This window comes from Metabacillus sp. FJAT-52054 (assembly GCF_037201815.1).
Taxonomy (GTDB): Bacteria; Bacillota; Bacilli; order Bacillales; family Bacillaceae; genus Metabacillus_B; species Metabacillus_B sediminis.
The window spans coordinates 3,323,386-3,346,347 of sequence record NZ_CP147407.1 but is presented as its reverse complement, the minus strand read 5'-3'; the positions used below and the strand labels follow the sequence as shown (position 1 = coordinate 3,346,347).

Genomic DNA, 22,962 nt, shown 5'->3' with positions numbered 1-22,962 from the left:
GGGCTCAATTTGGAAACGCAAATCAAATTTGATAAAGATTATGTAGCCGGCTTCTCCAGCAAGCACGGCGAACCGGATTGGCTGAAGGACCTTCGCTTGCAGGCGTTGGAGAAATCCGAAGAGCTTCCTATGCCAAGACCGGATAAAACAAACATTAAGAACTGGAACTTAACGGATTTTGACCAGCATACCGTTGAGAGCCAAACATATACATCTCTTCATGATCTTGATGATTCCGTTAAAATTTTAGTGGATGCAGAAAATCAGGATCAGACTCTCTACATTCAGCGTGATCATACACCGGCATACGTTTCTTTATCTGAAGAGGCGAAGTCTAAAGGTGTAATCATTACAGATATTTTTACGGCTGTTAAGGAGCACGGAGACCTTGTTCAAAAGTACTTCATGCAGAATGGCGTGAAAGTCGATGAACATAAGCTTACAGCTTTGCACGCAGCGCTAATGAACGGCGGAACATTCGTTTACGTTCCGAAGAACGTTGAATTGCAAGCACCGCTTCAAGCAGTTTTCGTTCATGAAAAAGCAAAAGCCGTCTTTAATCACGTATTGGTTGTTGCAGAAGACAATAGTTCCGTTACGTATGTTGAGAACTATATCTCTGTTAACAGCGAAGAGGCGATCTTTAACATCGTGACTGAAGTGTTTGCAAACACGAATGCTCGAGTAACCTATGGTGCAGTAGACACTCTTTCTAAAGAAGTGACTTCTTACGTGAACCGCCGCGGTGTGGCTGGGCGCGATGCACGCATTGAGTGGGCGCTTGGCATGATGAATGACGGAAATACGGTTTCTGAGAACGTAACGAACCTGATGGGCGACGGTTCTTACGGAGATACCAAAACAGTGGTTGTAGGACGCGGAGAACAAACCCAGAACTTTACGACGAAAGTGGTTCATTTTGGGAAACACTCTGAAGGATACATCCTGAAGCATGGTGTGATGAAGGACAGCGCTACATCCATCTTCAACGGAATCGGGAAAATTGAGCTGGGTGCTTCAAAGTCCAATGCTGAGCAGGAATCCAGAGTGCTTATGCTGAGTGAAAAAGCACGCGGGGATGCAAACCCGATTCTGCTGATTGATGAAGATGATGTAACGGCAGGCCATGCGGCATCAGTTGGCCGTGTAGATCCGCTGCAGCTTTTCTATCTAATGAGCAGAGGGATTTCACAGGCTGAGGCTGAAAGACTTGTTATTTACGGCTTCCTTAACCCGGTCGTTAAGAAAATGCCGATTGAAGGCGTGAAGAAACAGCTTGTGGAAGTTATTGAGAGGAAAGTCAGATAATGGATATGAAATCTATCCAAAAGCAGTTTCCGATTCTTGACCAGAAAGTCAACGGAAAGGATCTTGTTTATCTGGACAGCGCTGCAACCTCTCAAAAGCCTCTGGCTGTGATTGAAGCAATGTCTAAATACTACCGCGAATACAACTCAAATGTTCACCGCGGGGTTCACACTCTTGGAACGAGGGCAACAGACGGTTATGAGGGCGCACGCGAGAAGGTTCGCAAGTTTATCAATGCGTCTTCAACGGAAGAAGTCATTTTTACAAGAGGAGCTACAACCGCTTTGAACGTCGTAGCGTTAAGTTATGCACGGGCGAATCTTCAGCCGGGTGATGAAATTGTCATCACTCATATGGAGCATCATGCAAATATTATTCCATGGCAGCAGGCTGCAAAAGCAACCGGTGCCCAGCTGAAATACATTCCTCTTCAGGAGGACGGAACGATTTCTTTGCAGGATGCAGAGGAAACCATTACTGATCATACGAAGATTGTTGCAGTGATGCAGGTGTCAAACGTGCTTGGCACGATTAACCCTGTTAAGGAAATTGCTTCGATTGCCCACAGACATGGAGCGGTTATGGTCGTGGATGGTGCACAAAGCACTCCTCATATGAGAGTAGACGTTCAGGATCTTGACTGTGATTTCTTTGCCTTTTCAGCCCATAAAATGTGCGGTCCTACAGGTACTGGCGTACTATATGGGAGGAAAGCTCTTCTGGAAAACATGGAGCCTGCGGAGTTCGGCGGCGAAATGATCGATTTTGTCGGCTTATACGAATCTACATGGAAAGAGCTTCCGTGGAAATTTGAAGCTGGCACTCCGATCATTGCAGGTGCCATCGGACTTGGAGCGGCCATTGATTTTCTTGAGGAAGTCGGGCTTGATAACATCTTTGAGCACGAGCATAAGCTTGCTGCTTACGCGATGGATAAAATGTCCGAAATTGATGGCTTAACCATTTACGGGCCTAAAGAAAGAGCGGGTCTTGTTACCTTTAATATTGAGGATGTTCATCCTCATGATGTTGCAACCGTTCTTGATGCAGAGGGAATTGCAGTCCGTGCAGGCCATCACTGTGCACAGCCTTTAATGAAATGGCTGAATGTATCAGCGACAGCACGTGCGAGCTTCTATCTCTATAATACTGAGGAAGACATTGATCAGCTCGTATCCGGGCTAGTCAAAACGAAGGAGTACTTCTCAAATGTCTTTTAATAATAATCTTGATACACTTTATCGGCAGGTCATCATGGATCATTATAAAAATCCCCGCAATAAAGGGTCTTTGGAAGACAGCCTGACGGTTGATATGAACAACCCCACTTGCGGAGACCGGATCCATCTGACATTGAAGATCGAAGACGGAAAAGTAGCTGATGCCAAGTTTGATGGAGAGGGATGTTCCATTTCCATGGCGTCCGCCTCTATGATGACTCAGGCAATTAAAGGGCACGACGTAGAAACGGCCCTTAAATTATCAGAAATCTTTTCAGATATGATGCAAGGAAAAGAATACGATGATACGATAGACTTAGGGGATATCGAAGCCCTTCAAGGAGTATCAAAGTTTCCGGCACGGATTAAATGTGCCACGTTATCCTGGAAAGCGATGGAAAAAGGTGTGCACAGCCAAGGGCAGTGACAATCAATATAAAATCTGAAAGAAGGAGTGAAGACGGATGGCTAAAAAAATGCCTGATATTGGGGATTACAAGTATGGCTTTTCTGATAAAGACGTCTCCATATTCCGTTCAAAGCGCGGATTAACAAAAGAAATCGTTGAAGAAATTTCGCGCATGAAAAATGAGCCTCAGTGGATGCTCGACTTCCGTTTGAAATCACTTGAGCACTTTTACAATATGCCAATGCCTCAATGGGGCGGAGATCTGAATGCTCTTAACTTTGATGAAATTACGTACTACGTAAAACCATCTGAGAAATCCGAGCGTTCATGGGATGAAGTTCCTGAAGAAATCAAACGCACGTTTGACAAGCTTGGAATTCCGGAAGCGGAGCAAAAATACCTTGCCGGTGTTTCTGCACAATACGAATCCGAAGTGGTTTACCACAACATGAAGGAAGACCTTGAAGACATGGGAATCGTGTTTAAGGACACCGACAGCGCACTTCGCGAAAATGAAGACATTTTCCGCGAGCACTGGGGTAAAGTGATCCCTCCAACGGACAACAAATTTGCAGCACTGAACTCTGCAGTTTGGTCCGGCGGATCCTTCATCTATGTACCAAAAGGAGTAAAAGTGGATACTCCGCTTCAAGCGTATTTCCGCATCAACTCCGAGAACATGGGGCAATTTGAGCGTACTTTGATCATCGTTGATGAAGGCGCACATGTTCATTACGTAGAAGGCTGTACAGCACCGGTTTATACAACAAACTCTCTTCACAGTGCCGTTGTTGAAATCATCATCAAAAAAGGCGGCTACTGCCGTTATACAACGATTCAAAACTGGGCGAACAACGTATTCAACCTTGTAACGAAGCGTGCGGTATGTGAAGCACAGGCTACAATGGAATGGATTGACGGGAATATCGGCTCCAAGCTGACAATGAAATACCCGGCCGTTGTTCTAAAAGGCGAAGGCGCTCGCGGAATGACTCTTTCCATTGCACTTGCAGGAAAAGGCCAGCACCAGGATGCAGGCGCAAAAATGATCCACCTTGCACCGAATACGTCTTCCACAATCGTGTCGAAGTCTATCTCCAAGCAAGGCGGTAAAGTAACGTACCGCGGAATCGTTCACTTCGGCCGCAAAGCTGAAGGCGCTCGTTCCAACATCGAGTGTGATACACTCATCATGGATAACAAATCCACTTCTGATACAATCCCTTACAATGAGATCCTAAACGACAACATCTCATTGGAGCATGAAGCAAAAGTTTCAAAAGTATCAGAAGAGCAATTGTTCTATCTCATGAGCCGCGGTATTTCTGAAGAAGAAGCAACAGAAATGATCGTAATGGGCTTCATCGAGCCATTCACAAAAGAACTTCCAATGGAATATGCCGTTGAAATGAACCGCCTGATCAAGTTTGAGATGGAAGGTTCAATCGGATAACTTACAAAAAGCCTTGGTATATTAGACATATATCGAGGCTTTTTTTTGTGGTAATCATTGTCGTGCCAAGTTTGCATTAACTCAAATAAAGGTGCATTTCTTCAAGAAGGAGAAGTGCACGTTTTCTTTCATTAAAGGCTTAATTTGGAGGAATACTAACTTTGGATAAATTAAAGTTAGTAGACACGAATAAAGTAATTAGGTTTACTTCAGTAAAATAAGGTATATTATATTTGGTGAATCGATTCGCTTTAAAGATAAGAAAAGCAGGTGAACAAAGTGGGGAAGTATCAATTGGATCACAAAGGTCAGGTAGCTGTGACAAAATTTCATGAAAAAAACACGCCTGCCAAATTTGATAAAAAGAAGCAACTTGAAAAAATACGTGCGGAGTATTTGAAAAAGAAGCAAAAACAAACAGAGAAATAGACAACATAGGAAGATTCAATTCTCCCTATGTTTTTCAATCGAAATTTCTTTTCAATATCTTCTGCAATCGGGTGCCTATCTGTAATTAGATAGGTGCTTTTTTATTTTTGGCTCTGTTAAACTTGGCTGTTGATTGCAGTTAGCAGACACTCGCTTATCCTTGGGGAGGGCGGTGAGCCTCCGCGTCGCAGGCACCTGCGGGGTCTCACCTGTCCCGCTCCTCCGGGGCTATTGCTGCAATGAAGTAATGTTACTCAAAAAAAGCATCAGACTTGTTGAACATAGAGTGTGGTTAAAGCAGACGCGGTAAGAAACTAACTCAAAATGATCAACGTAATTTTCAACCTGACTTAATGTCATCATTTTATAAAAAGGAGAAAGGCGCTATTAAAGAGAACTAGTGATGTAGCTAAAGAGGATTTATCTATACTTTCGGATTCAAGATTCTTTATCAGGAGTGTGAAAAGCATGGCCCATGCAAAAGCCTTATTATCCGATCAATTATTAGCTAATGCTCATGATCCCAGCTGGTATCTTCCATTTTCCGATTCGATTGCAAATCTATCAGAAGAAGATGCGTTTTGGAAGCCAAACGAAAATTGCAATAGCATTGCTGAAATTGTTCAGCATCTCCTTTACTGGAACGAAACATGGCAAACAAGGTATGAAAAATCTGATGTTAATGCTGTTCCATCTATAGGTGATAACAATAAGAGCTTTGTCATTCCGGAAAATGAAAACTTTAGCCACTTAAAGGAGCGTCTTTTAGAAGTTTTGCTGAAGTGGCAAGATCTATTATCGGAAGAGAAGGTTGAAAGTGAAGTAAATGGATTTCCGGTACCTGCGAAATGGTGGGAGATACTTGGAAATGCAGCAACACATAATGCTTTTCACATCGGACAGATCATTTTTATCCGTAAGCTGCAAAATAGCTGGCAAACGGATGCTGTCGAAGGATAATCCGATTATTCATTCAGGTTAAAGCAGAGGAATTGAGTTTAAAAAGCAGAATGGAGCGGTGAAAGGCGGGCTTATTTGAATAATTTCTTACATTTTTAGGATAATTGCTGACTATAAAAGAATAATTGCTGACATTTTTAGGATAATTGCTGACTATAAAAGAATAATTGCTGACATTTTTAGGATAATTGCTGACTATAAAAGAATAATTGCTGACGCTTTTAAAGTAATTGCTGACTTTCAAAGGATAATTGCTGACTTCCCGAAAGCATTTGCTGGCTCCATCCCTAAGTCTATCGGCTCAATTTCCAACCTTCAAAAATCTGTAACCCAGCCTTAACAAAAGCTTGTTATGGTTAAAAGGATTACAGATCAGGAGGAGATTGACCGTGAAGAAAACCGCTGGAGCTATTATTATTTCACTTATTGCTGCGTTTCCTGCATTAGGACAGGCGAGCGCATCCGAACTGGACCTCGCTTCCAAGTGGGCACCTGTTCATTATCAGGATACGGACAGCACCGATTATGATGCAGACTATCTGACTTCCGCCAATTATGACGGGGATTGGAACATGAGGAATAATTGGGAGAATCAGACTCAGGATCCCGGCAGGCTAAAAGGAAGTGCCTACTACTCTGTTTCGGAAACGGAAACGCACTGGTTCATTATCTACAGTTTCTATCATCCGAGAGACTGGACAGATTATCCTGATTTCGGGCTGGACACGCATGAAAATGATCTGGAAGGAGCCATGATGATTGTCAGAAAAAATGGCAGCCCTTCAGGCGCTCTTGAAGGAATGGTTACTGTTTCACACAATCATTTTTACTCATTTGTACCGGCTGGAAGCCCGCTGACAAATGGGGAGGAGAACATTGACGGCTCTATCCGCATGACGGATGGCAGACCGGCAACGTTCCAGGAATCAAAGGGTCACGGCTTAAAGGCCTGGAACGGAAAGGAATTCCCGGGCGGTGACGGAGTGATTTACAGGCCGGCTGCAGAAGGAACCATACCTTCAGGCGGGAATGACCGCAATGCCTCCTATAAGCTGATTTCCGTAACAGAGCCGGGTGGATTATGGGAACGCCGCAGCAGCAGTGAAACGTACGCATCATTTGGAACATTTGCTGGAGATAATGGGAAAGACAACGCAGCCAATGCTCCTTGGGGATGGGATGACTCGGATGACAGCCAAAGCAGAGGAGCAATGGCGCAGGATCCTGCAGTTCTGACTGATGCCTATTTTGACGGACTGGGAAGCTTTAGTAAGAACTATGTGGTCAATCCATTCAGATAAGACATCTAAATTAAAAGCGAAGAGTCCGCACAACAGCGGACTCTTCTTACTTACCTGTGCCAAACGATCAGATGTGATTTGCCAATAATGGAAACGAGTTAAGCATGCTTTTCAAAGTAATGGCATCCCAAGGCATATGCTCCGTTATTCCTAATCCGACAACCTCTGTTTCCTTGGATGCCAGGTGCATTAATTCAAGCAGACGGGGGATCTGCATCGTTCCCTTAGGAGAATAAAGATAGGGCGACTCCGGATTGGCAAATAATAAGGAACGGAAAGCAGCCGGATCAAGCACGTCCAGGTCAAGATGGATGGCCAGGTACTTAATGCCGCTCTCTTTTATCCACGTTTTTACCGAATCCATGCTCTCCGCAAGCTCTTCAGCTCCCGCGGTTCGAATACCCAGTCTTTTTAATAATTCCGTATCATCCGGTATGGCAATTCCTTTTTCCTGAAGCGTCTTGGAGATTATTTCCGCTTCTTGCTGCGCAGGTTTGGCCAGGCCTGCAATAAAGACGTTTTCAGGTTTCAAAGGAGTGGTTACAAAGCTGGCAAACTCCTCCTCGCCTTCCCCAAGCAGATTTCCGAGTGGAAGAGTATGACCGTAGTCATATCCGGGAATTCTCATCAAGTCAGAGTGGGCGTCAATCCACAGCAATCCAAGATCTCCGCGGTATCGTTCATTCAGGTAGGCAAACGGAGCTTGCTCCACCAGACAATCTCCTCCAAACATGACAATGCGGTCCGGCTGATGGGCACTGATAAGATGGCGGGCAGCCTTTAATTGTTCCAGCAGCTGAGTTCTCCCGTAAACACCGTTCTCATTTTCCAGGGGGGTGCCGGCATAAGCTTGAACCGGTACCTCTATAAGGGGCTGACCATTTTCAGGGGCAAGCCATGCCAGCAGCTCTGCTCCAAAAGAATAATGTGGATTGTTCCCGCCCTGCCACTGCGGCATAAGAAGCCGGATTGTTTTTTTGTCCATTTTTCTCTCTCCTTTACTTTCGGTTAAGTCTAGATTACACTGTACGAAAATAAATAAAAGTACGCACTTAATGGATAGATACTATCAGAAAGGATAGTGATAAGGATGGGGATGACTGAGTATAAGGGCAAAATAGAGCGTATTCAGGATACACCTTTTGGCTATACGATATCGGTGATCGGCGGAAAATGGAAAATGGTGATCCTGTATCTCCTTGCTGAAAACCGGGTCGTTCGGTTTAATGATTTAAAAAGACAAATCGGGACGATTACATACAAAACGTTAAGCTCACATCTTAAGGAACTGGAGGCAGATGGTCTCATTCACCGCAAAGAATATCCTCAAATCCCTCCTAAAGTAGAGTACAGCCTTTCCAAAAAAGCGGAAACGCTGCTGCCTGTTTTAGAAGAACTGTGTGAGTGGGGAGTAAAAAACAGACCCGGTCTCTAAATTTACCTGAGAACAAAAAAGCACCCCGGGACACTGAATGAGTGTTCCCGGGGTGCTTTTTTCATTTGTTATGAGCTGGAGCAGTCCGTTCGCCATCAGGCATCCTGATGCGTTCCTTAAAAGCGCCAGTTTAGCTTATACAATCGACTGATTCCTGTCATCCGAATCATCAGGAGAAGCATCGTTGATCCTCATCCCTACAAATACAAAGGTGATCATGAGAATGACCGTAAAGACCCAGCCGTAAATTTTCATAAAGAACAGAATCTTATCATATTGGGCAATTCCGTATTGATTCAGCAGAAACGCTCTTAATGCAGCGTTCAGCAAATTTTGCATAGCGAATACGAAGCTGACCAGATAAAAGAGAGGCAGCAGTTTTGGCTGCTTGTACAGCTTTAGGCTGTCTTCCCGTTTTTGTCCCTGCAAATAAGCGATATCGACCATTAAATAGAGGCCGAACGGCTTTTTGGTTAGGATGGTGGCAATCCAGAAAAGCCCGAAGCCCACTGATACCCAGACGTTATTCTGCTGCATCCGTTCAGCATTTTGAGAAAGCAGATCGATAATCGTGTTAATGCTCAGGGAGGCCATGATAAACAGCCCGGTCACATTGAATTGCTTTTCCGCAAAGAATCGAAAGACGGTATAGATAATTCCGGGAACTGTAGAAAGCAGCATCGCCCAGTAATCACCAAGCGGAGCTTTTCCATATTCCCAGATGACATATGGCAATACTAAATAAAAGAGAATATCTGATATGATCAGGTGTTTTTTCATTTTCATCCTCCTATTTCCTTAGTATAACATGTTCTTTCCAATTGAAATCTCCTATTTTTTGAAGAAGGAATACTTTGATATAATAAAGAAAAACAGCCATTGCGCTTGTGTGTTTACTGATGGCTGAAAGAGGCGGCCGCTGCAGGAAGGGTTGAGTGTATTGATTCATATTGGAGTAACAGGATGGGGAGATCATGATTCCATTTATCCGGATACCATCCGGCCTTCTGACAAACTAAAAGAATACAGTGCCCATTTTCCGGCAGTTGAGATTGATGCGAGTTTTTACGCGGTTCAGCCTGAACGGAACATGAGGAAATGGGCGGAAGAAACCCCTTCAGAATTTCAGTTTGTTGTCAAAGCCTATCAGGGCATGACCGGGCATGAACGAGGGGAAATTCCATTTGAAACGAAGACGGAGATGTTTGAGGCTTTTAAGCTTTCCCTGAAGCCTTTAATAGACGCAGGCAAGATGGCGATGGTGCTGTTTCAGTTTCCGCCGTGGTTCCATTGCAAAAAGGAGAATGTGGATTATTTGCGGTGGTGCAGGCAGCAGATGGCCGACCTTCCATGTGCATTGGAATTCAGAAATCAATCCTGGTTTCAGCCTGATGTAAAAGAGCGGACCCTTTCATTTATGAAGGAAGAGAACTGGATCCATAGTATCTGTGACGAGCCTCAAGCAGGGAAGGGGTCAATCCCGGCAATTCTTGAGATTGCAAATCCTGAGAAAACCCTGGTCCGTTTTCACGGCAGAAACGTTCACGGCTGGAATAAAACAGGGAATGATCAGGAATGGCGCGAGGTTCGCTATTTGTATAAATACAGTACAAAAGAGCTTGAAGAGTGGGCACAAAACCTTAAAGATCTAAGCGGGAAAACAAAAGAACTGTTTGTTCTGTTTAACAATAACTCGGGGGGAGACGCGGCGGAGAATGCTCAGGAACTCATTGACCTGCTCGGTATTACGTATGAGAACCTCTCCCCCCGCCAATTAAGCTTACTTGATTTTGATTAGAATGAGAGAGAAGGAATCGTTATGGAATGGGTTATTTTAATTTTGCTGGGTCTCGCAGCCGGTACACTCGGCAGCTTAGTCGGGCTTGGAGGAGGAATCATTATTGTTCCGGCGCTCCTCTTTCTGTCCGGCTTCCTCGGGGCTGATATGACGCCGCAGCAAGCAGTGGGAACCTCCCTGTTTGTCCTGATTTTTACAGGGTTATCCTCAACCCTTGCTTATATGAAATATAAGAGAGTGGATTATAAAAGCGGCTGGATCTTATTTATCGGAAGCGGGCCGGGAAGCCTCTTGGGAGCATGGGTAAACCGTGCCTTTACGGATGATTCATTTTCAGTATGGTTCGGACTGTTCATGATTGCGATGGCTGTTGTTCTGATGCTTAAGGAGCGGGCTGTCCCTCTTGAAGGACGAAGAGGGAAAAAAGGAATCGAAGGAGTTTACATAGACCCGGCTGGAAAGGAAATCCGCTATTCCTACCAGCCTCTTACCGGAATTGCCGTTGCCTTTGCCGTTGGATTTTTAGGCGGGCTATTTGGGATTGGCGGAGGATCGCTCATGGTGCCGGTTATGGTCATGCTGTTCCTGTTCCCGCCCCATGTTGCTGTAGGAACGTCCATGTTTATCATTTTCCTTTCATCCATAGCGAGCTCAGGCATTCACGCGTACTTGGGAAACGTAAACTGGCTCTATGCGCTGGCGCTGATTCCCGGCGCATATGCGGGCGGAAAGCTTGGAGCTTTTATTAATAATAAACTTGAGAGCAAAACCATTCTTATTTTGCTTAGGATTGTCCTCGTTTTAGTAGGAGTCCGTCTGATTTACCAAGGCATCAGTTAAGGTGTTTGAAGGAGAGAGAAAACAATGAAGAAGCTGCATATTTACCACACCAATGATCTCCACAGCCATTTTGAAAATTGGCCTCAGATTGCGCATTATGTAAAACGCAGCAGGCAGCAGAACTTGAAAGATTCCGAAGAAAGTTTTTTATTTGATATCGGCGACCACGTAGACCGGTTTCATCCAATCAGTGAAGCATCCTTTGGGCAAAAAAATGTGGAAATGATGAATGAGCTTCATTATGATGCGGCTACCATCGGAAATAATGAAGGCATCACGCTTCCCTATGCTTCGTTAAATTCCCTGTACAGCCGTGCAAACTTCCCCGTCATTTTGTCTAATTTATTTCAGCCCGATGGACAGAGGCCGGGGTGGGCCAAGCCTTATGAAATTCTGACGCTCTCTGATGGATTTAAGGTGGGCCTGCTTGGTGTGACAGTCAGCTACAAGCCCTTTTACGAAAAGCTCGGCTGGATCATTCAGGATCCGTTTGAAAGCTTAAAAGAGGTGCTTCCTGGAGTTGCTGAGCAGGCAGACTACCTTGTGATGTTATCTCATCTCGGTCTATATGATGATGAGAAGCTTGCAGAGGAATTTCCGGAGCTGAACCTGATTTTAGGCGCCCATACCCACCATCTTCTCGAAGAAGGAAAATGGATCCGGAATACCTTGCTTTGCGGAGCCGGGAAATATGGAACACATACGGGTCATGTAGAAATGGAATATGATGAGCATACGAAGACAATCATCAAACAGACAGCCTCCGTCAAGGCGATGGATGCCGCGGAGAAAAGTGAAGCGGATGAGAAGAAGCTGCATCATCATCTGCAGGAGAGCATCGCTCTTTTATCAGACCCTATCGCAGAGCTCGACAAGGAGCTGAACATTCGCTGGTTTGAGGAGTCTGATTTCTCCGCGATGCTTGCAAAAAGCCTGCGCTCCTGGTGCGGAGGAGAAGCATCGATGATCAATGCCGGCATGCTCCTTGATTCACTCCCTAAAGGACCGGTTACAAAAAAAGATCTTCACAGAATCTGTCCCCATCCAATTAATCCCTGCAATGTAGAACTCATGGGGGATCAGCTTCTTGAGGTAATCCGGCAGGCATCCACTGAAGAGATGGAGCAGCTTAAAATGAAGGGACTCGGATTCCGCGGTGCGGTAATGGGGAAGATGATTTACGACGGAATTGACGTCACATATGAGATCCTAAAAGACGGCAAGAAACACGTGGCCTCTGTCGCTGTCAATGGACAGCCTCTCGATCATAACCGTAAGTACAAAATTTCTACTGCGGATATGTTTACACTGGGCCCGCTTTATCCCGTAATCGGCCACTCTCCCAATAAGGAATATTTCATGCCGGAATTTCTGAGAGACCTGCTGGAGTGGACGCTTACTCATTAAAAATGGCGGTTCATACTTGAAACCATTCATTTCATCCTTTTCTGCACATATGCTGTTAAGAGGAGGGGGTGTGGAAGTATGGTGACCATTTCACCCATTGTCATAGATGGCCAGATGTTTACTGCCGTTACCGTTAAACTGCCTAAAACCAACTTTATGGCCATATCCAGTGAGAAAGGCTACATCGCCTGCGGAGCATTGGATGTAGCGTTACTTAATGATCAATTAAAGGATCGTGAAATACTTGCAGGGAGAGCAGTCGGCGTAAGAACGATTGATCAGCTCCTGCATGCTCCGCTGGAATCCGTCACCTTTGAAGCACAGAGGTGCGGAATTCACGCTGGTATGACAGGGAGAGACGCTCTTTTACTGATGATATAGAGCTCACGCGTGCCGGTAAAGGGTGAGCTGGACCAAGCGGCGGGGCTTGTATGGGCAGTTCATCTCCGGTTACTTGAGCGCGCAGTTTATTTCCCTGGTACTTGTATTTTGCGGGGAGAAATTACTGCCTCCTTAAAGAGGGTAGAGGAGACTCTCGGAGTACAGCCCTTCTACCTAATGTCGAATGTTAGCGAATAGTCGATATATCAAGAAAATAGCCGATATATCAAGAAAATAGCCGATATATTGAAAAAATAGCCGATATATCGAGGGGATAGCCGATATATCGAAAAAATAGCCGATATAACCGAAAAGAACCCCATATAATCCCAAAATCGCTTTGCTACAACCGGAAATCAGGTCAGATATTCAGAAAAGAAATAGCTGTTTTACATGAAAAACAGCCATTTTAGCCAGTATAACTCTATTTAGGGAAACTCATGAAAATACTATCGTACATCCCCCTGATCGTGCATACATATAGCATGTGAAGGGGGTATTTTTTTGGCTAAATTTCGTAGACGTCTCCCAAAAAGAGGACCGATGCCTTTCCGGTATGTGCTGCTGCTCTCTTTTATTTTTTTTCTTCTCTCTACTGCAGCGGGATTGTATATCGTGAATAAAGAAATTCAGCCGGTGCTGATGAGTATAGCCGAAGCTGAAACACAGAAGATTGCATCCCTCATTATAAATGATGCGTTAAAGAAACAGCTGGAAGAAGAGGGGGATACGGGCAAGCTCGTCAATGCCAATGTGGATAAAGAGGGAAAGCTAATTGATTTGGATTCAAGCGGAGTACGGAAGATGCTTGCGGGCTTTACAGATCATATACAAAGAAATCTCCTGCTAGCCGAGAAAGGAAATCTGGCAGTGCTCGATATTCCGGAGCTAAAGGATTCGAAAGAAAATTTCATTTATCAGATTCCTCTTGGGCAAACAACGGGAAACGTTCTGCTCGGTGGCATAGGGCCGAAGATTCCCGTCCGGTTTGAACTCATCGGCCATGCTCTGACTGATTCCAAGACAACGGCAGAACCATATGGAATTAACAACGCGCTTATAAAAATTAACATTGATGTGAAGGTCAATCTTCGGGTGATTATTCCATTTTCAAGTAAGAGTACAACCGTTTCAACAAGCATCCCGGTAGATATCAAAACCGTTATTGGAGACGTGCCGGACTATTACAACAACGGCGGAGGGCAGGCTCCGGCCATTGAGCTAAAATGAAACCTTAAACCTGCAGTGATGGGTGAGCGGTGAAAAGTACGGTCATATTTTAGGCGGAAAAGTAAGAAAGAACGCGATTAAGGGCGTCCTTTTTTACTTTTTATTTTTCTTATCTCCCCGTTCCCAAATCCGTAAATATGGATAGGGATCAAAAGACCATTCTGTTCGGCCGTTATCTTTGTACATTCCGTAATGGAGATGAGGCGGGAATTTCCCTGCCGTGCCGGGCGGTCCGTAGCCTGAGCTGCCAACAGATCCGATAACCTGGCCGGGCTTTACAATCATGCCCTCCCGTAAGTTCTTGGCAAACCCATTCAAGTGTCCATAATAATGATAGGTGTTTCGAATATCGCGGATGCCGACTCTCCATCCGCCAAACCGGTTCCAGCCTTTCATTTCGATGATTCCATAAGAGGTGGCTAGCACAGGCACACCGTAATCAGCAAATATATCCGTTCCTTCATGAATCCTTCTTCCGCCCCATCCACGGGCATCACCCCATGTGCTCCTGTAGCTGTAATTATATCGAATCGGCACAGGGAAAGAACGGCCAGCCAAATCCAAATTCCCTATTTTATCGATGATCTTCATATGGCCTAAAATAAGGCCTACCGATTTATCTCTTTGATAGTAGTCCCATAAACCAATTTTTATGTTTTCGAGTCCTCTTCCATATTGAGAAAGGAAGGAGGCATAGGAGAACAGGACGTCCTCATCATTTGCCGGATCAGCCTTCCCGTCTCCATCTCCGTCTCTGCCGATCCCTCCAAAAAGGTGAATTCGTGCGGGATTAACGTCAGAAGGATTGGGGTTTAGAGGGCCGCTCCAGCGGTCAGGTGAAATATAGATCCCAATCAGTCCGTTTTGTTTTGGCAAATCTCTTCTCGAAAGCCTGACATTCCGCTCAAATTGATCAGCTGCAGCGAGCAGCTCCCAGGAAATATGAGTTCGTTTTCCAGTTTTCTTAAACAGCATCATCCGCTTTGTATTTTCTGCTTTTTCATCGTTATTTTCTGCTCCCGCTGCATGATGCGGAATGCAGAAAACGGCAAGCATTAGGGCAATCATTATATAGCGCAATGTGAATAGCCTCCTTTCAAGTCCTTTTCCAATATGTTTAGTTTGGAGCGAAAGGAGAATTTCATTAATAGTAAATGTTAGAAATACAGAAAGCGCCTGTTTTCCTTGTCCTTAATTCCTTTTCTATGTTAAAGTGAGGGTTGTAGAAAAAATTTTTACAGGGTAATTACCTGTTTTGTGGTGACGTTTTCATTTGGTTTTTTACTCATGAGACTACATACTGGAGATGATTTTTTTGGCCAAGCAAGAGGAACATTTACGTAAACCGGAATGGTTAAAAATAAAACTGAATACGAATGAAAATTACACTGGCTTAAAGAAATTGATGCGGGAACAAAAGCTCAATACAGTCTGTGAAGAAGCAAGATGCCCGAATATTCATGAATGCTGGGCTGTCAGACGAACGGCTACCTTTATGATTTTAGGTTCTGTATGCACACGTGCATGCCGTTTCTGTGCGGTAAAAACCGGCCTCCCTACTGAGCTTGATCTTCAGGAGCCGGAACGTGTAGCAGATTCTGTTGCTGTAATGAACCTTAAACACGCTGTTGTAACGGCTGTTGCACGCGATGATTTGAAAGATGGCGGATCCCAGGTATTTGCAGAAACTGTTCGCGCTATTCGCAGAAAAAGTCCATTCACAACAGTGGAAGTTCTTCCATCCGATATGGGCGGTTCATATGATAACCTGAAAACTCTTATGGATGCGCGTCCAGATATTTTGAATCATAATATCGAAACCGTAAAGCGCCTTACACCAAGAGTCCGTGCCCGTGCGAAATACGACCGTTCTCTTGAACTGCTGCGCCGTTCCAAAGAGCTTCAGCCGGATATCCCAACGAAAAGCTCTATCATGATTGGTCTTGGTGAAACGAAGGAAGAAATTATTGAAACAATGGATGATCTTCGAGCAAACCATGTAGATATCATGACAATCGGCCAGTACCTGCAGCCGACGAAAAAGCACTTGAAGGTTCAAAAATATTACCACCCTGATGAGTTTGCAGAATTGAAAGAAATTGCTCTTTCTAAAGGATTCAGCCACTGTGAAGCAGGCCCGATGGTCCGTTCTTCCTATCATGCCGATGAGCAGGTAAACGAGGCATCCAAGCAGCGTCAGGCAAATGCATAAAAAAAAGTGTCTCTGCCTCAGGCAGCAGACACTTTTTTTTATGTTGAAGGGATTACGCTAATGTACACTATTTATAGTGTGTTTTCTCATAAAAGTCCTTCATATCCTCGTCCATGTTCTCATTCATTTCACCATAACCCTCGCCGTTTGCATTTTCTCCCTTATTCAAGCTTTTACCCTGAGGAGAATCTTTAAGCATCTGCCGGATCAGTTTGGAAATAATCGCATCGGCATTCGGACTTTGGGAGTCCATTTTACTGTACGATTGAAGCTGATCAAAATAAGACGGGTTATCGGAAATATACACATGATAATATCGGGGAACAGCAGAAATAGCGGTTTTGCTCACCATATCAGCCATTTCATTTCTGTTCTTGCCGCTGCCCCGATAAGCAATCAGAGCTTCTTCATCTGTTACAAGTACTGCCGCTTCCTCAATGCCCGGAAGCTGAACGGATAATCCGCTGATCGTATCGGCAAGCTCTTCCCGGTTAATTCCGTAATACTCTGTCTGCTCTCCGTTTTTAGTCAACCCGCTTTTTTTATGGCGGACAAATCCATAGTTCTCTGTTTTCTGCTCCTTTTTGCTCTCATTGCTTGTCTTTTTGTACATATCTTTTTTTTCATTTACATTAATCGTACTTCCATTTTCATCGGTCATATCCTTTTGCCCTTCCTCACCCATTTGGCATGCAGATGCCAGGAGAAGGACGGCTAGGAAAACGAACGGTTTTAAAAATTTCAATTTCATGCACCTCCTGTTTTTAAGATGGCCATTTTAAAGCAAATTTTCTCTAGTAATTGATGGAGAAGGAAAAATCCGATATGATAAAGAAAATAAACGTCCGCTATAAGGAGCGCTGTCCATTGGTAACCGTACAAAATATTCATTATGAACTTTTTAAAGATGAGAGAGACGGCTTTAACGAAGAAGCCTTTAAAGCGCGGTACTCGGACATCTTAAATAAATATGATTACATCGTTGGTGATTGGGGTTACGGCCAGCTTAGGCTAAAAGGATTTTTCGAGGATCAAAATCAGAAGGCTTCTTATGATACGAAAATAAGCACCCTTGATGAGTATCTTTATGAGTACTGTAATTTTGGCTGTGCCTATTTTGTTTTAAAAAAAATACGTAAATAAGGGGTTTTTTCATGTAAAGCGTAATCTGCATGAGAATTTCAGCCCGAAAAAAGAGCTTATCGCTGTATAGCGAAAGCTCTTTATTACTGCTCATTTGCATCAGGATCGTCGTGAGTCGGATGTGCTCCGGGATCCTGCCGCTGAAGCTCCTGGTGAAGATCTTTATTCTCATAATTAAAGGCGCTGTAGTAGCGCTGTCCTTTTTTCCATGGGGTGGTTTTGTTTTCTACAGGGGTGTCTTTTCCTCTCGGAGCACCATATGGGCCCTCTGGAGTTATTTCTGGTGTAATGTAGTTCCTCATTGCTTCGACATTTGAAAAATCCCGGTATTGATCGTTTTGGGACCGATCCACTGCTTTTCACCTGCCTAATTCGATTTAGGTGTAGTTTTATCGAATTTGGCTCGCCTTATCCCAAATCTTAAACGGTTTCGTACAGAAACTCTCTCAGTTCTGCTGCCTCATCCTCTGAAAGCTGGAATGCATGTTCAATATAACCGGGTTCGTCTAAATCATCTGTACCAACAATTGCAAATCGGCTGCTTTGAAGGTTTAGTACAATCATTTTGCCATAGTAGCGGTTCGTATGCAGCAAAGCCAGATCAAAGCGCTGATGCTCGCCAGTAAAACTTACAAACCTTGTTTTTGTCTCATCCACCTCATCGTATAAGAAAAATCGCTCCATTTAACATTTCCCTCCACTGTATTTTTATAAAATTATACCAAATTCAGAATCTTCCTCCTGTTAAAAACAGAAAATTTTCGCTTAGAAAATCCGATTATTGATATCGTGTGGTAAAATAGACTTACATAAAAATGCGTAATCAGAAGGACTGAGAACATGTTCCGTGATTTTTGTACTATAAACGCTAAGCGGATAATTAAATGGAGCAAGATTATGCTCCCATATACCTATTTGAAGTATTATCCTCCGCAATTCATTTTGAGGAATCCGCTGCTTGAAGGGGTTTATGATGCTGTCATCGACGGAAAAAAAGTAGCGGGAATTGTCATTAATTTTACGAATATAAAGGAAGTTATCTCACAGCTGGACTCTTCTCAGGAAAAGGAATTTTGTCTAAGCTTTAAAAAGCATACCAAATCCATACTGGAGACGTCTGACTTTCAGAATGATATACTTGTTGTGCACAATTATTATAATAAAGGCTTGACCGTTTTTTTGAAAATTGATGAAAATAAGCAAAGCGTCCCCTATATTGAGCAATTCATCGGATATTTTGTATCTAGGATTCAAAAGTGGCTTTCTCAGGATTATCCTTACATTCATTTCACAAGTGAATCGGGCTACATGTTTGTTGACAGAACAGAAGGATCCACCCATGAGGCGATCTTAAGAACCCAGCAGCAGGCGGCTGATATGGCTGAGAAGCGGATTCATTCCAAATATATCGACATGGTGCTGAACATGAGAGACATTGTCCAAAAACAGAATATCAGGCTTCTTGCACAGCCGATTATTGAACTGGATACAAAAAAGGTCCAGGCCTGGGAAATCCTAACGAGAGGTCCTGAAGGCACACCACTTGAAAATCCGCTGCAATTATTTTCAGTGGCAAGGCAAACCAATATGGTCTATGATCTCGAAATGCTGATTTTGGAAAAAGCCATGAGTCTCGTTGAAGAAACGCGGACACAAGAGGATATCTACATCAATTTCACCCCCCTTACTCTGGGGAACAAAAGGTTTGTTGCCTCTGTTAAAAAAGCATTCGAACGTCATCCGGCTGTAAATCCGCAGAATATCATTCTGGAAATTACCGAGCGGGATTCCATTGAGGGAATGGCTTTTTTTAAGGATAATATCAGCGACTTGAGGGATATCGGAATCCGTATTGCAGTTGATGATACAGGAGCGGGCTATGCCAGTCTCCACACAATCAGCGAAGTACTCCCGGATATCATTAAGATTGACCGGTCGGTTATTGAAAATATTGATACGAACCGGGTAAAAGAATCGATGCTGAAAGGACTTCTTCTTATCGCAAGAGAAACAGGATCGCTTGTAGTGGCTGAGGGCATCGAAAAGAAAGAAGAGGCTGATGTACTGACCAGAAATAGGGTAGACTTGGCACAGGGATATTTTTATGCCAAGCCTGGATTGCTTCAAAAAGAACGGGTAGCCTTTTAATAAGGGGATGACTGCATGTATTTTGTAGACAGGGAAAAAATAGAGGAAACACTGAAGCTGATGGAAGACCTTCTCAGCTTTTTTTCAGAAACCGAATCTTTTGAAACGAAAATGGAAAAGCTGGCTCTTCAAAGACTGGGACATTTGACGATTGAGTGCATTCTTGACACCGGCAACGCCCTGATTGATGGATTTATCATGAGGGATCCTGGCAGTTATGAGGATATCATTGATATACTGCTGGATGAAAAAGTGATTGCAGAGGCTGATGAGGAAGGTTTGAAGGAGCTGGTCTTTTTCAGAAAGCCATTAATTCAAGAGTATCTTTCTGCCGATACAAAGCAGCTTGAAAATCTGATGGGCACACATTTTGATATACTGAAGGCTTTTCCTCAAAAGGTGCGTACGTATCTTGCGAATGAGCTTGGCCCGGTATCAGCTTTCAAAAATTAAGTTCCAGCAGGAGTGAACAGCATGAAAACATACAAAGGCTATTTAATTGACTTAGACGGTACGATGTACAAGGGTACGGAAAAGATTGAGGAAGCTGGGCAGTTTGTTAAACTGCTGAATGAAAAGGGTATTCCCTATCTATTTGTTACGAACAATTCTTCGGCCACTCCTGAAAAAGTTGCCGAAAAGCTGAATGCGTTCGATATTCCTGCAGCTCCTGAGCAGGTGTTTACCACCTCTCAAGCCACAGCCAATTATATGCATGAACAAAAACCGGGCGGAACGGTGTATGTAATCGGAGAAGAAGGCATCAGACAGGCACTTGAAGAAAAGGGTTTTTCGTCGGGTGAGGAACAGGCAGATTTTGTGGTAGTCGGTATTGACCGGGGGATTACATATGAGAAACTTGCAGCGGCATGCCTGGCTGTCAGAAACGGTGCACAGTTTATTTCAACAAATGGGGATATTGCAATTCCCACAGAGCGCGGGCTTCTACCCGGGAATGGTTCACTAACGTCGGTAATCACAGTTTCGACTCAAGTCCACCCCACTTTTATCGGCAAGCCTGAGCCCATAATTATGGAGCAGGCGCTTGAGGTTCTTGGTATTCCTAAAGAGGATACGCTTATGGTAGGAGATAATTATGCTACAGACATTCTGGCCGGCATCAGGACTGGAATGGATACACTGATTGTCCATACGGGCGTTACGCTTAAAGAGCATCTTGAGGGTGTTGACGTTCAGCCTACCTATTCTGTCCATTCTTTGGAAGAATGGTTCATGAACATAAAATAAAACAGCCGGGAGAAAAATCTCCCGGCTGTTTTTCCTCATTCCGTATTCGCTGCGCGGTGGGCAAGCCTGCTGGATGCTGCAGCGGCAATTGCCCCAACGATATCATCCAGAAAGGTATGGCACATTCCGGTTGACTTATCATTTAAAAATCCAAGGATACCCGGTTTTTCCTTGTCAATGTATCCATAATTGGTAAACCCAATGGATCCGTAGATATTGACGATGGAAAAGGCCATAATCTCGTCCACTCCATATAAGCCTTCATCGGTTTCAATAATGCCCTGTAAAGGCTCCTCAAGCATTTTCTTTTCTGCCAATTCGTCAAGCTGAATTCCAGTCAGAATGGCGTTTTGGACTTCTCTTTTTGCCAGAACCCTTTCTACGTTGGCTGTACAATCATCCAATTGCAAATTCGGATGATATTTTTTTTGCAAATAGTAGACGAGGTCTGCAATATCAGATATGTTAACCCCGCGCTCTGCCAACTTTTGTCTGGCCTTTTTCTCAACATGATCCATGCTGCGCTTTTCCATCCGCACCATCCCATCTTCATTTTGGGTCTTTTCGTATAGATTCCAGAAGGAGTCCTGCCGGGAGGAGGCCCAGTTCTTCGCTGCAGGACTCGCGCATGCTGCGGAACTATCTTCCAGTTAGGTCGCCTTATATTTAATATTTTATACAATCGTCATTAAATGGTGTAAGCATTCAGCGCCAAAAAGTAGCATATTCAGGCGGTTCTGAGATTAGGATAGGGTAAGACTGCCTGAAACGGAGATGGTTCCGCTGAAAGATTTTTTGAAAGAGCACTTCGGCCTTCAAGTACCTGGAATATTTAAAGCGGGAAGCTATGATGCCTTTCGGGTCCATGGAACGATTGGAATCATCGTTCCCGTACAGCAAATCGACGAACAGGAGCTGTATGAGCTTTATTATATGAGTCAGTATTTACAGGAAAAAAGAGAACCATACGTAGCGGTATTCTGGCCGAGTCTGCAAGGAACGTTATCTGCAGAGAAGGATGGACGACGATATGCGTTACTAAAATGCGCAGATCGCATTGTTTCAAGAGGTCAATCTGCGGGGAGAGAATTGGCTCAGTTTCATCAGAAATCGAGAAGCTATCCATACCAGGCAGATAAAACGAAGCGAATCGGCCAATGGAAGGATCTTTGGGAACGAAGGCTTGATCAGCTCGAAGTCTTTTGGAGAGGGAAAGTGCAGGCGCATCCTCTGGACCATTTTGAAAAGCTGTTTATTGAGTCTTTCCCTTATTACCTTGGACTGGCGGAGAACGGGATTCAATACCTTGTTGATACGGAGCTTGATGACGAACCGCTATTGTCAGACTCAGCTACCATCTGCCATAACCGGTTTCATTCAGAAATGTGGAACAGGGAGTTTACGGTGAAGCTTCCGACGGATTGGGTGTTTGATCACGCAAGCCGGGATATTGCTGAATATTTGCGGTATGATTTTTTCCAAAATCCTGAGCAGCTAAGAAATGAGGGAGGCGTATTCCTCGCTGACTATGACCGAACGGCACCTCTTTCCTCTTTCTCATGGAGGCTGATTTACAGCCGCTTGCTTTTTCCTATTCATTACTTTGAATGCATCGAGGATTATTATTTAGCTCCGGATTCAGAAAAGCCTTATTATGAAAAGAAGCTTCATGAACTTCTGCAGCGGTCGACCGAGTATGAGCAGTTTTTAACCTCATACTCAGGCATGCTTTCAATGAGAACGAAAAAAATTCAGCTTCCTGTCCTCCACTGGCTCGCATAAGACCCCTGGTGCCTATATGGTGCAGGGGTTTTTTAGGCTCACCGCCTGTCCCGTGGAAATCGCCCGCAACGGAAATTATCAGCCGAGTTTAACAGAGCTTTTTAAAAAAGAAGAAATCCGCTGAACATCATTGATAAAGCGTTTACATCCATAGTTAGCAGAAAATTCAGCCTTGTAAAATAATATGACGGGATTTATAATGCAACTATGTATAAAATGTCTATTACATAAATACAAGTGTATTCTCCGGGAGGACAT

26 protein-coding genes are annotated in these 22,962 nt (G+C 44.0%); 19 read left to right on the top strand and 7 right to left on the bottom strand.

Annotation, left to right across the window (positions count from 1 at the left end; translation table 11 throughout):
• Positions 1–9 precede the first annotated feature (9 nt).
• The 7 genes from sufD to WCV65_RS17465 all read left to right on the top strand — a co-directional run bounded on the left by sufD (position 10) and on the right by WCV65_RS17465 (position 7,080).
• Positions 10–1,308 (top strand): Fe-S cluster assembly protein SufD, encoded by a 1,299-nt coding sequence (gene sufD / locus WCV65_RS17495; RefSeq protein WP_338778250.1) that lies wholly within the window; start codon positions 10–12, stop codon positions 1,306–1,308.
• The gene (locus tag WCV65_RS17490) at positions 1,308–2,528 is read left to right on the top strand and encodes a cysteine desulfurase (protein ID WP_338778248.1); all 1,221 of its coding nucleotides are present in this window, start codon (positions 1,308–1,310) and stop codon (positions 2,526–2,528) included. The genes sufD and WCV65_RS17490 overlap by 1 nt, the downstream gene beginning before the upstream one ends.
• Positions 2,518–2,955, top strand: a complete 438-nt coding sequence (gene sufU, locus WCV65_RS17485) for a Fe-S cluster assembly sulfur transfer protein SufU (protein ID WP_035410259.1) — start codon at positions 2,518–2,520, stop codon at positions 2,953–2,955. The genes WCV65_RS17490 and sufU overlap by 11 nt, the downstream gene beginning before the upstream one ends.
• Positions 2,956–2,992: 37 nt before the next feature.
• Positions 2,993–4,390, top strand: coding sequence for a Fe-S cluster assembly protein SufB (gene sufB / locus WCV65_RS17480; protein ID WP_211560673.1), 1,398 nt, complete (start codon positions 2,993–2,995; stop codon positions 4,388–4,390).
• A 279-nt stretch (positions 4,391–4,669) separates the two neighbouring features.
• Entirely contained in the window at positions 4,670–4,819 is a 150-nt protein-coding gene (locus WCV65_RS17475) for a hypothetical protein (protein WP_338778242.1), read from the top strand.
• Positions 4,820–5,287: 468 nt separating this feature from the next.
• Positions 5,288–5,779 (top strand): DinB family protein, encoded by a 492-nt coding sequence (locus WCV65_RS17470; protein WP_338778240.1) that lies wholly within the window; start codon positions 5,288–5,290, stop codon positions 5,777–5,779.
• A gap of 389 nt (positions 5,780–6,168) precedes the next feature.
• A complete protein-coding gene (locus WCV65_RS17465) occupies positions 6,169–7,080 on the top strand; it encodes a hypothetical protein (RefSeq protein ID WP_338778238.1) in 912 nt (303 codons plus the stop codon).
• 67 nt (positions 7,081–7,147) lie between these two features.
• Here the strand turns inward: WCV65_RS17465 and WCV65_RS17460 are convergent, their stop codons facing one another.
• A complete protein-coding gene (locus WCV65_RS17460) occupies positions 7,148–8,065 on the bottom strand; it encodes an arginase family protein (protein ID WP_338778236.1) in 918 nt (305 codons plus the stop codon).
• Positions 8,066–8,170: 105 nt separating this feature from the next.
• Here WCV65_RS17460 and WCV65_RS17455 point away from each other — a divergent pair, with 105 nt between their 5' ends.
• Positions 8,171–8,515 (top strand): helix-turn-helix domain-containing protein, encoded by a 345-nt coding sequence (locus WCV65_RS17455; protein WP_338778235.1) that lies wholly within the window; start codon positions 8,171–8,173, stop codon positions 8,513–8,515.
• Between the two features lie 135 nt (positions 8,516–8,650).
• Here the strand turns inward: WCV65_RS17455 and WCV65_RS17450 are convergent, their stop codons facing one another.
• Positions 8,651–9,295, bottom strand: coding sequence for a VC0807 family protein (locus WCV65_RS17450; protein WP_338778234.1), 645 nt, complete (start codon positions 9,293–9,295; stop codon positions 8,651–8,653).
• A gap of 160 nt (positions 9,296–9,455) precedes the next feature.
• On the opposite strand from WCV65_RS17450, the gene WCV65_RS17445 reads away from it, so the two are divergent.
• The 5 genes from WCV65_RS17445 (at position 9,456) to yunB (ending at position 14,171) form a co-directional block, all read left to right on the top strand.
• Positions 9,456–10,313, top strand: coding sequence for a DUF72 domain-containing protein (locus tag WCV65_RS17445; RefSeq protein WP_338782345.1), 858 nt, complete (start codon positions 9,456–9,458; stop codon positions 10,311–10,313).
• A gap of 21 nt (positions 10,314–10,334) precedes the next feature.
• Positions 10,335–11,153 (top strand): sulfite exporter TauE/SafE family protein, encoded by an 819-nt coding sequence (locus tag WCV65_RS17440; protein ID WP_035410230.1) that lies wholly within the window; start codon positions 10,335–10,337, stop codon positions 11,151–11,153.
• Between the two features lie 24 nt (positions 11,154–11,177).
• Positions 11,178–12,560 (top strand): bifunctional UDP-sugar hydrolase/5'-nucleotidase, encoded by a 1,383-nt coding sequence (locus tag WCV65_RS17435; protein ID WP_338778231.1) that lies wholly within the window; start codon positions 11,178–11,180, stop codon positions 12,558–12,560.
• A 78-nt stretch (positions 12,561–12,638) separates the two neighbouring features.
• Positions 12,639–12,941, top strand: coding sequence for a DUF1805 domain-containing protein (locus WCV65_RS17430; protein WP_338778229.1), 303 nt, complete (start codon positions 12,639–12,641; stop codon positions 12,939–12,941).
• A 504-nt stretch (positions 12,942–13,445) separates the two neighbouring features.
• Positions 13,446–14,171: a sporulation protein YunB gene (yunB, locus tag WCV65_RS17425; protein WP_338778228.1), complete on the top strand. Its 726-nt coding sequence runs from the start codon at positions 13,446–13,448 to the stop codon at positions 14,169–14,171.
• A 93-nt stretch (positions 14,172–14,264) separates the two neighbouring features.
• On the opposite strand, the gene WCV65_RS17420 is transcribed toward yunB, so the two are convergent.
• Entirely contained in the window at positions 14,265–15,239 is a 975-nt protein-coding gene (locus WCV65_RS17420; protein WP_338782344.1) for a M23 family metallopeptidase, read from the bottom strand.
• A gap of 247 nt (positions 15,240–15,486) precedes the next feature.
• Between WCV65_RS17420 and lipA the strand changes: the two genes are divergently transcribed.
• Positions 15,487–16,383 carry a lipoyl synthase gene (gene lipA / locus WCV65_RS17415; RefSeq protein WP_035410220.1) on the top strand — a complete coding sequence of 299 codons (897 nt, stop codon included), beginning with the start codon at positions 15,487–15,489 and terminating at the stop codon, positions 16,381–16,383.
• Between the two features lie 67 nt (positions 16,384–16,450).
• On the opposite strand, the gene WCV65_RS17410 is transcribed toward lipA, so the two are convergent.
• Positions 16,451–17,128, bottom strand: a complete 678-nt coding sequence (locus WCV65_RS17410; protein ID WP_338778223.1) for a YhcN/YlaJ family sporulation lipoprotein — start codon at positions 17,126–17,128, stop codon at positions 16,451–16,453.
• 122 nt (positions 17,129–17,250) lie between these two features.
• Here WCV65_RS17410 and WCV65_RS17405 point away from each other — a divergent pair, with 122 nt between their 5' ends.
• Positions 17,251–17,526 carry a YutD-like domain-containing protein gene (locus WCV65_RS17405; protein ID WP_035410214.1) on the top strand — a complete coding sequence of 92 codons (276 nt, stop codon included), beginning with the start codon at positions 17,251–17,253 and terminating at the stop codon, positions 17,524–17,526.
• 83 nt (positions 17,527–17,609) lie between these two features.
• On the opposite strand, the gene WCV65_RS17400 is transcribed toward WCV65_RS17405, so the two are convergent.
• Together WCV65_RS17400 and WCV65_RS17395 are read right to left on the bottom strand one after the other, a co-directional pair.
• Positions 17,610–17,828 carry a hypothetical protein gene (locus tag WCV65_RS17400; RefSeq protein WP_051860775.1) on the bottom strand — a complete coding sequence of 73 codons (219 nt, stop codon included), beginning with the start codon at positions 17,826–17,828 and terminating at the stop codon, positions 17,610–17,612.
• A 118-nt stretch (positions 17,829–17,946) separates the two neighbouring features.
• Entirely contained in the window at positions 17,947–18,210 is a 264-nt protein-coding gene (locus WCV65_RS17395; protein WP_338778221.1) for a DUF3055 domain-containing protein, read from the bottom strand.
• Between the two features lie 213 nt (positions 18,211–18,423).
• Here WCV65_RS17395 and WCV65_RS17390 point away from each other — a divergent pair, with 213 nt between their 5' ends.
• Genes WCV65_RS17390 through WCV65_RS17380 form a run of 3 tightly spaced genes read left to right on the top strand, consistent with a single transcriptional unit; the run spans position 18,424 to position 20,922 of the window.
• The gene (locus WCV65_RS17390; protein ID WP_338778219.1) at positions 18,424–19,674 is read left to right on the top strand and encodes an EAL domain-containing protein; all 1,251 of its coding nucleotides are present in this window, start codon (positions 18,424–18,426) and stop codon (positions 19,672–19,674) included.
• A gap of 15 nt (positions 19,675–19,689) precedes the next feature.
• The gene (locus WCV65_RS17385) at positions 19,690–20,127 is read left to right on the top strand and encodes a DUF86 domain-containing protein (protein ID WP_338778217.1); all 438 of its coding nucleotides are present in this window, start codon (positions 19,690–19,692) and stop codon (positions 20,125–20,127) included.
• 21 nt (positions 20,128–20,148) lie between these two features.
• On the top strand, positions 20,149–20,922 hold the full coding sequence (locus WCV65_RS17380) for a TIGR01457 family HAD-type hydrolase (protein WP_338778216.1): 774 nt from the start codon (positions 20,149–20,151) through the stop codon (positions 20,920–20,922).
• Between the two features lie 35 nt (positions 20,923–20,957).
• On the opposite strand, the gene WCV65_RS17375 is transcribed toward WCV65_RS17380, so the two are convergent.
• Positions 20,958–21,455: a phosphatidylglycerophosphatase A gene (locus tag WCV65_RS17375; RefSeq protein WP_035410194.1), complete on the bottom strand. Its 498-nt coding sequence runs from the start codon at positions 21,453–21,455 to the stop codon at positions 20,958–20,960.
• 262 nt (positions 21,456–21,717) lie between these two features.
• On the opposite strand from WCV65_RS17375, the gene yutH reads away from it, so the two are divergent.
• Positions 21,718–22,704: a spore coat putative kinase YutH gene (yutH, locus tag WCV65_RS17370; protein ID WP_338778211.1), complete on the top strand. Its 987-nt coding sequence runs from the start codon at positions 21,718–21,720 to the stop codon at positions 22,702–22,704.
• Positions 22,705–22,962: the final 258 nt, after the last annotated feature.

Coding starts and splice junctions, on each gene's coding strand:
- WCV65_RS17490 (WP_338778248.1), top strand. CDS start 1,308: ATGGATATGAAATCTATCCAAAAGCAGTTTCCGATTCTTGACCAGAAA.
- sufU (WP_035410259.1), top strand. CDS start 2,518: ATGTCTTTTAATAATAATCTTGATACACTTTATCGGCAGGTCATCATG.
- sufB (WP_211560673.1), top strand. CDS start 2,993: ATGGCTAAAAAAATGCCTGATATTGGGGATTACAAGTATGGCTTTTCT.
- WCV65_RS17470 (WP_338778240.1), top strand. CDS start 5,288: ATGGCCCATGCAAAAGCCTTATTATCCGATCAATTATTAGCTAATGCT.
- WCV65_RS17460 (WP_338778236.1), bottom strand. CDS start 8,065: ATGGACAAAAAAACAATCCGGCTTCTTATGCCGCAGTGGCAGGGCGGG.
- WCV65_RS17455 (WP_338778235.1), top strand. CDS start 8,171: ATGGGGATGACTGAGTATAAGGGCAAAATAGAGCGTATTCAGGATACA.
- WCV65_RS17450 (WP_338778234.1), bottom strand. CDS start 9,295: ATGAAAAAACACCTGATCATATCAGATATTCTCTTTTATTTAGTATTG.
- WCV65_RS17440 (WP_035410230.1), top strand. CDS start 10,335: ATGGAATGGGTTATTTTAATTTTGCTGGGTCTCGCAGCCGGTACACTC.
- WCV65_RS17435 (WP_338778231.1), top strand. CDS start 11,178: ATGAAGAAGCTGCATATTTACCACACCAATGATCTCCACAGCCATTTT.
- WCV65_RS17430 (WP_338778229.1), top strand. CDS start 12,639: ATGGTGACCATTTCACCCATTGTCATAGATGGCCAGATGTTTACTGCC.
- WCV65_RS17420 (WP_338782344.1), bottom strand. CDS start 15,239: ATGATTGCCCTAATGCTTGCCGTTTTCTGCATTCCGCATCATGCAGCG.
- WCV65_RS17400 (WP_051860775.1), bottom strand. CDS start 17,828: ATGAGGAACTACATTACACCAGAAATAACTCCAGAGGGCCCATATGGT.
- WCV65_RS17395 (WP_338778221.1), bottom strand. CDS start 18,210: ATGGAGCGATTTTTCTTATACGATGAGGTGGATGAGACAAAAACAAGG.
- WCV65_RS17390 (WP_338778219.1), top strand. CDS start 18,424: ATGCTCCCATATACCTATTTGAAGTATTATCCTCCGCAATTCATTTTG.
- WCV65_RS17385 (WP_338778217.1), top strand. CDS start 19,690: ATGTATTTTGTAGACAGGGAAAAAATAGAGGAAACACTGAAGCTGATG.
- WCV65_RS17380 (WP_338778216.1), top strand. CDS start 20,149: ATGAAAACATACAAAGGCTATTTAATTGACTTAGACGGTACGATGTAC.
- WCV65_RS17375 (WP_035410194.1), bottom strand. CDS start 21,455: ATGGAAAAGCGCAGCATGGATCATGTTGAGAAAAAGGCCAGACAAAAG.